Raw genomic sequence first — 6,154 nt, 5'->3', positions numbered from 1 at the left:
AACCTCCCGTTCAAGATGCCTTCATTTTCCCATGAGCTTGAGGTTCTTGAAAGGTGGGGAGTATTTGACGCTCACTTTGAAAATTAGCGACCTCTTTAGCCGCGTTGGAAAATACAACCGATTGCGCTTGGTCGAGGCCCAAGACTCCCCCCTTTTCCCTTGCATAAAAGCTCCACTGTTAGTAGGATAAAAAAATAGATAATAACGCGCACTGAGGGTGATTCATTGCTGGACTTTATAAAGCGTTGGTTTTGGTATGACTGGATGATGTTCGTCATTCGGACCATCCTTTTCGTTTCTCTTCTTTTTACTTTGGAACATTTCTCCAAACAATTGACCATCCCTTTCTGGTTAGGGGCTCTGTGGGGGATTGCAGCCTTTTCCATTCCTTGGCTTTGTTTGCAAAAGCACTACACGTATTACCTGATTTCGGAAATGGCCATATCCGGGGGATTATGCTTATACGCGGTCTCCCTGTTCCCCGAAGCCTACGTGGCTTTTTTAGGTCCGACTTTTATGATTGCAAGCAATAGCGCCCAAAAGTCATACCGTTGGTCAGGCCCGATGACCATCTTCGTCATCCCGGCCTTACTGTCTGAATCAAGCAACCTGATAACGATGATCCTCCAATTCGGCCTCATTTACGCCCTGGGGTTTGCCTTTCAATTGCTGGTGGTGAAACATCGGCAAAGTGAAATGATTCGTGATCAATATGCCGTGCTGGAACAATATTCATCGCAAGTGGAGCGCATGACATTGGCGGAAGAGCGAAACCGGCTCTCGAAAGACCTTCATGATACGATGGGACATTCCTTTACCTCCATTATGATAGGGCTTGAGACGTTACGCTCGGAAATGAACACCCCGGAAGGGGAGCGGAAGCTCGATTCCTTGTTACAACTAACCCGCGGCAGCCTGGATGAGGTCCGCCAATATGTGCATCAGGTTGGGGCTGCGCAAGATTCGCGTACCCTTGTAGAGTCATTGCAGGCATTGACGGCCGAGTTTCAGGCATTGACTAAAGTGACAGTTCGACTAAGGACCTTGGGCGAGAAGGTTCAGGTATCCCAACAAGTCAAGACGACCCTGCACCGGTGTCTGCAGGAATCACTGACTAATGCCGTACGTCACGGGCAGGCGGGTGAAATTCAGGTGAGCCTGCATTTCGAGGAGAAGCAGCTTCGGCTGGTAGTGCAGGACAACGGGCTCGGCACCAAAGAGCTTCAAGCGGGTTTTGGCTTAACGGCGATGAAGGAGCGGGCGTCCGATTTGCAGGGACAGGTGCACATCCACTCGAAGCCGGGCGAAGGAACGGTCGTGACTTGTACATTACCCAGGCAGGTAGAGCAGCAGGAGGAAGTGATCCGGCTGCTGTTGGTTGACGATCAGTTATCCATCCGGGAAAGCCTTCAAGTGATTTTGGAGAGAGAAAAAGATTTCGAAGTCGTGGGACTTGCGGAGGACGGGGAGCAGATGCTGGAACAATGCGAGCGGCTTCGCCCTCATGTCGTTCTCATGGATTTAAATATGCCCCGCATGGACGGTGTGGAAGCGGCCAAACGGGTGAAGCAAAAGCATCCGGGTGTCCGCGTGCTGATCTTGACCACGTTTCAAGAGACTGAAAAAGCGGTTGAAGCTTTGCGAAGCGGGGCGGACGGGTATTTATTAAAGTCTTCGGAGCCTCAGGAACTTTCCGAAACGATACGTCTCGTACATCGCGGCGGGGTGATGATGATCGCCCAAGATGTCACCAACCAGCTGATTCAAAACTATGGGGGAGGAGCCCTTCAGGAGCAACCGGCAGAGCCAGACAAACCGCTTCCTCCTCCTTCGGGATTGACCCCACGGGAGATGGAAATTTTGCAATGTTTATCCAAGGGGCTTCGTTATAAATCGATTGCGGCCAAATTGTATTTGTCCGAAGGAACCGTCCGAAATTACGCTTCCACGATTTATACCAAGCTGGGCGTTCGCAATCGAGAAGAGGCCGTACAAAAAGTTTTCGGGAATCAAGTATAGATTGTAGATGGTTTGTGAAGACGGCACGGTCCTGTACCTTTGAAAGAAGGAACAGGACCGTGCTTTTTTATTTTATCCGGTGCATTTGCCCAGCATGAGCGTCATATGACATTTTGTCATCTCGGCGGAGAATTCGCTTGCGGGTCGCGGGATAAAAAAACGGTGACAGAAAATAACTCTCTCCTATGACACGTTGTTTGCCATACTAGACCCAAGAGAAGGAGGAAGGGCAGTACCGAAACTAAGCTATACGAAAAAGGATAAGAGGGAGAACTAACGATGAAAAAGATGAAACCCAAGTTGAATATGGCGGCACTATTCTTATGTGCGACGACCCTGATGACGGCATGCACACCATCCGATGAAAAGCCAGAATCGGCACAGGCGGTGGAAAAAACGAACCTGAATGGCCCGCAGGATGCCAAGGAAGTAGAGGCGTTTGCCGATCCTTTATTTGCAGAAGTAATGAAAAAACACAATGTTAATGGTTCGAATTTCGTTGTGGTCAAGGATGGAAAAGTATTGGTAAATAAGGGATACGGCTATGCCGATAAGGAAAAGAAAACTCCTGTCGATAAAAATACCGTCTTCCAAATCGGTTCCGTCACGAAGACATTCACCGGGCTGGCCGCAAATCAGCTTGCCGAGCAAGGGAAAATTGACCTTCATGAGGACATCCAAACGTATTTGGGAGGAATGAAGATTCCAAACAAGACCGATAAAAAACTGACCATGTTTGATCTGCTCACGTATAGGACCGGGGTTGATTTTCCGGATAAAACTTCTTATTATTCACCCGAGAATGCATATAAAGACATCCCGATGAAGCAGTTCCTCCTGGATCATATGCCGACGGTGGTCCGGCCCCCCGGTGAAGCTTATACGTACGACAACTTTGGCTTCATGCTGGCAGGATATGCGATAGAGAATGTAAGCGGCATGACGTTTAATCAGTATATGGACAAAAATGTGTTCAAGCCGCTCGGCATGAATTCGACTAGCACACGCCTAACCCCGGAGCTTAACAATCGCATGGCCGCTCACTATAATTCGACTGGTGATCTCATTCCAATGGACTGGGGTTCCACAACCGACGGGCCGCAGGGGAGCATCATATCGACTAGCGAAGATATGGCCAAGTACTTGACTATGCTGCTGCAAAAAGGAAAATACGGAGAACAACAGTTGGTAAGCGAAAAGACGGCCGAGCAGATGTTCACGTACCAGGTGATCGCCGATAAAAGCATTCCGCAGACTACCGTAGGGGGATTCGAAGGCTACCGCAACGAACTGGCGAATGGCCAGCATGTCGTTATAAAAGGCGGGAATGTAACAGGCCATCAATCCTTGATCGTATTGGTACCCGAGAAGAATACGGCATTTTATATGTCGTACAACCACGAATCAGTGTTGATGAGTATGGACGTGTATGAGGCGTTTATGGACCATTATTTTCCTGAAACAAAAACACTCGAGAAACCTGTTTATGTCAATTTGGATGAAAAGGATGCGGAAAAGTACTTAGGACTGTATCAGAATACGCGCTTTAGGTTCTTGAATTCGAAATTTTCGTACGCCGACGGGAAATTGCAGATGGAGACAGGAACGGGCAAGCACACATTCAAGATGATTACTCCACTGCTGTTTGAAGACGAATCAGGCCACAAGCTAGCGTTTAAAAAAGACCTTCGCGGATCGATTGAATATTTTTATTATAATACTATGGAGGGGCCTCACTTTGTCTCGGATTCGCAAAAAATCCATGGGAAGCAGCCGTTTTCGGATGTAGCGGAGGGAAGCAAATATAAAAGCTTTATTGACGATTTGCACGCCCTGGATATCATGGGTGCGAAATCAGGCAGCAGCTTTGAGCCGCAGGCAACCATGACGCAAAGCGAGTTTGCCGACGTGCTGCTTCGTGCCCAAGGATGGTATGGGATCCCCTGGGCCTTCGCTGACATGAAGAAACAACTGCAAACCGGTTTCCCTTCCTTTGATCCGAATGCGATCACTACAAGGCAGACGGCAGCGGTCATGATTCAAGCCCTGAAAGGACTCAAGCCTGCGTCCAAAGTTCAATTGAGCGGTCAAACGGATGCGTCGGCGGTTGAGGCCGTTACTGCACTGGTTTCGCAGGGCGTTATCGATCCGGATACAACCGTACAGGCGGATGGCAGCGTCGATTTCCGTTCCAACCAGCCTTTGCTTCGGCAGGAGGCAGCCGCACTGTTGGATAAAGCGTTTGGCCATTATGCTTTACCGCTCCCCATAAAATAAAGCGTCACAGCCATGCCGGTATGTTTGCAAGCGGGGTCCGTAATAATCCATCCATTGATTATTGCGTGCCCCGCCGGCAGCGGCTTCATCCCTCTATTCGATTAAAGACAGGAATGACCTCAGCTTCGCGAATACAAATTCAGGCTGCTCAATGTGCGGGGCATATGCCCTGCGTCCCCAACAACAAACTCCTCGAAACTGCCGCCTGCTTCCTCATACTGTTTAAGAACGCAGCGCATCTGGGAAACCATGGGCTGCGGCGGATATACCTCTTCGCCGGGCCAGCCTTCAATGTAGCCAAGCTTTCCTAAATACTATAAATGAGCAAAAGCGGATACAGAAATATCCAGCTTAGGTTCAAGCTAATTTAAAGTGTTCACGAACAACAGCAAAAGGTAGCCCCTTCTGAGCGCACTCATAAACAAACTGAAGCCTATCGATTTGAACTTGCTTACGAACTGCACGCAATCCATCACCAAACAGACAGAACTGCCCTAAGCCGGTTGTGCAATACAAATGCGTCCATGCCAGCAATGTCCATAGGCGGATAAAGGCGGTGGCCGACCTTTGTCCACCTTTTTCCAACCCCATGATTCCCCCGAATTTTTGATACTTGACAACTAGAAGAATCGGAGTAAAATCATGACCAAAGTCATTTTATGACTATAGTCATTTTTTCAAAAAAAGGCGGTGACCCTCCCCGATGCTTAGAGCATCCCGAAAGCAAGAACTGAAAGAACGTATTTTCACACAGGCCGTAAAGCTGTTTAAAGAAAAGGGCTTCGACAACGTCACGGTCGAGGAAATTACGCAAGCCTGCGGGATCGCCAAAGGAACGTTCTATAACTATTTTCCGAAAAAAGAAGCCGTACTGCTCCATCTTGCCGAATCCCAGCTCAAATCTGTCCATGAGAGCATCCAACGGAACGAGAACATGCCAGATCTGAAGCAACAATTGCTGCTCCTCTTCAGCGACTTGTTTCGGCGATACGCTGAACAACCGGACATGATCAGGCTGGTCGTGTCGGAAATGATGCGCGCCGACATGTTCATCCATGCGGAGATTAGAATCCTTGAAAGGTTCAGGCAAGCGCTCGCGGCACTACTTGAAGATGCAAAAAACAAAGGACAGCTCACGACACAAGCAGCCAGTGAAGATATCGCGGCGGTGTTGACTGGCGTTTATTTTAATTCGCTAATGATCTGGCTTTCGGCAGGCAGCAATACAATACGAATCGAGATGCTTTTCCAGCGACATTTCGATATCGTGTGGGAAGATATACGTTCGAGAGGAGTTGTAAAACAATGATCGCCATCATCGTCATCTCTGCCCTGCAGCTTATCAGCATTAGCGGTCTCCACGTTTATTGTGCCTTCGGCGGAACCTGGGGTTCAAGCGTTGCGATCCCGGAGACCAAAGCACGGCAGCCCGCTTTCGTCCCGGGCAAGGCCGGGACACTTGCCGTCGCTGTCCTGTTAGTCGCAGCATCGGTGCTTCTGCTGATTGAAGCGGGACTTGTCAAAGCATTTTCCGGCTTTTTTGTCGTTACTTTGGGCTGCTGGGTATGTGCCATCGTATTCGGACTACGAGCCGTCGGCGACTTCCGGTACGTGGGCTTAACGAAACGGTTACGCGGAACGCGCTTCGCCACCTTGGATAGTTATATGTTTACGCCTCTATGTTTGTGGCTTTGTTTTGCTTTTCTATTGGCGATCCAAATAGGAGGGTGAAATCCGGGGTCGTGGCTAACCGACCTTGGTTAGCTGTCGGCGGAGGTATGCGTGAGCGTCAAATACTCACCACCTTTCAAGAACCTCAAGCTCATGAGAAAATGAAGGTATCTTGAACGGGAGGTTG

At 49.1% G+C, this 6,154-nt stretch carries 4 protein-coding genes and 1 pseudogene; 4 read left to right on the top strand and 1 reads right to left on the bottom strand.

The window, feature by feature from the left end:
- The first annotated feature begins 225 nt into the window (after positions 1-225).
- Both NLX71_RS25780 and NLX71_RS25775 read left to right on the top strand, forming a co-directional pair.
- Entirely contained in the window at positions 226-2,019 is a 1,794-nt protein-coding gene (locus NLX71_RS25780; protein ID WP_254366640.1) for a helix-turn-helix transcriptional regulator, read from the top strand.
- Positions 2,020-2,298: 279 nt separating this feature from the next.
- Entirely contained in the window at positions 2,299-4,296 is a 1,998-nt protein-coding gene (locus NLX71_RS25775; protein WP_254366639.1) for a serine hydrolase domain-containing protein, read from the top strand.
- 357 nt (positions 4,297-4,653) lie between these two features.
- Here NLX71_RS25775 and NLX71_RS25770 read toward each other — a convergent pair.
- Positions 4,654-4,866 (bottom strand): annotated as a pseudogene (locus NLX71_RS25770) (IS701 family transposase); the annotation flags it as partial.
- Between the two features lie 133 nt (positions 4,867-4,999).
- Between NLX71_RS25770 and NLX71_RS25765 the strand changes: the two are divergent.
- Together NLX71_RS25765 and NLX71_RS25760 are read left to right on the top strand one after the other, a co-directional pair.
- Positions 5,000-5,605 (top strand): TetR/AcrR family transcriptional regulator, encoded by a 606-nt coding sequence (locus NLX71_RS25765; RefSeq protein ID WP_254366637.1) that lies wholly within the window; start codon positions 5,000-5,002, stop codon positions 5,603-5,605.
- Positions 5,602-6,027 carry a DUF3995 domain-containing protein gene (locus NLX71_RS25760; RefSeq protein WP_254366636.1) on the top strand — a complete coding sequence of 142 codons (426 nt, stop codon included), beginning with the start codon at positions 5,602-5,604 and terminating at the stop codon, positions 6,025-6,027. The genes NLX71_RS25765 and NLX71_RS25760 overlap by 4 nt, the downstream gene beginning before the upstream one ends.
- The last annotated feature ends 127 nt before the right edge of the window (positions 6,028-6,154 follow it).

Source organism: Paenibacillus sp. MZ04-78.2, assembly GCF_024213375.1.
Classification (GTDB): domain Bacteria; phylum Bacillota; class Bacilli; order Paenibacillales; family NBRC-103111; genus Paenibacillus_G.
This window is presented reverse-complemented; position numbering and strand designations above follow the sequence as displayed.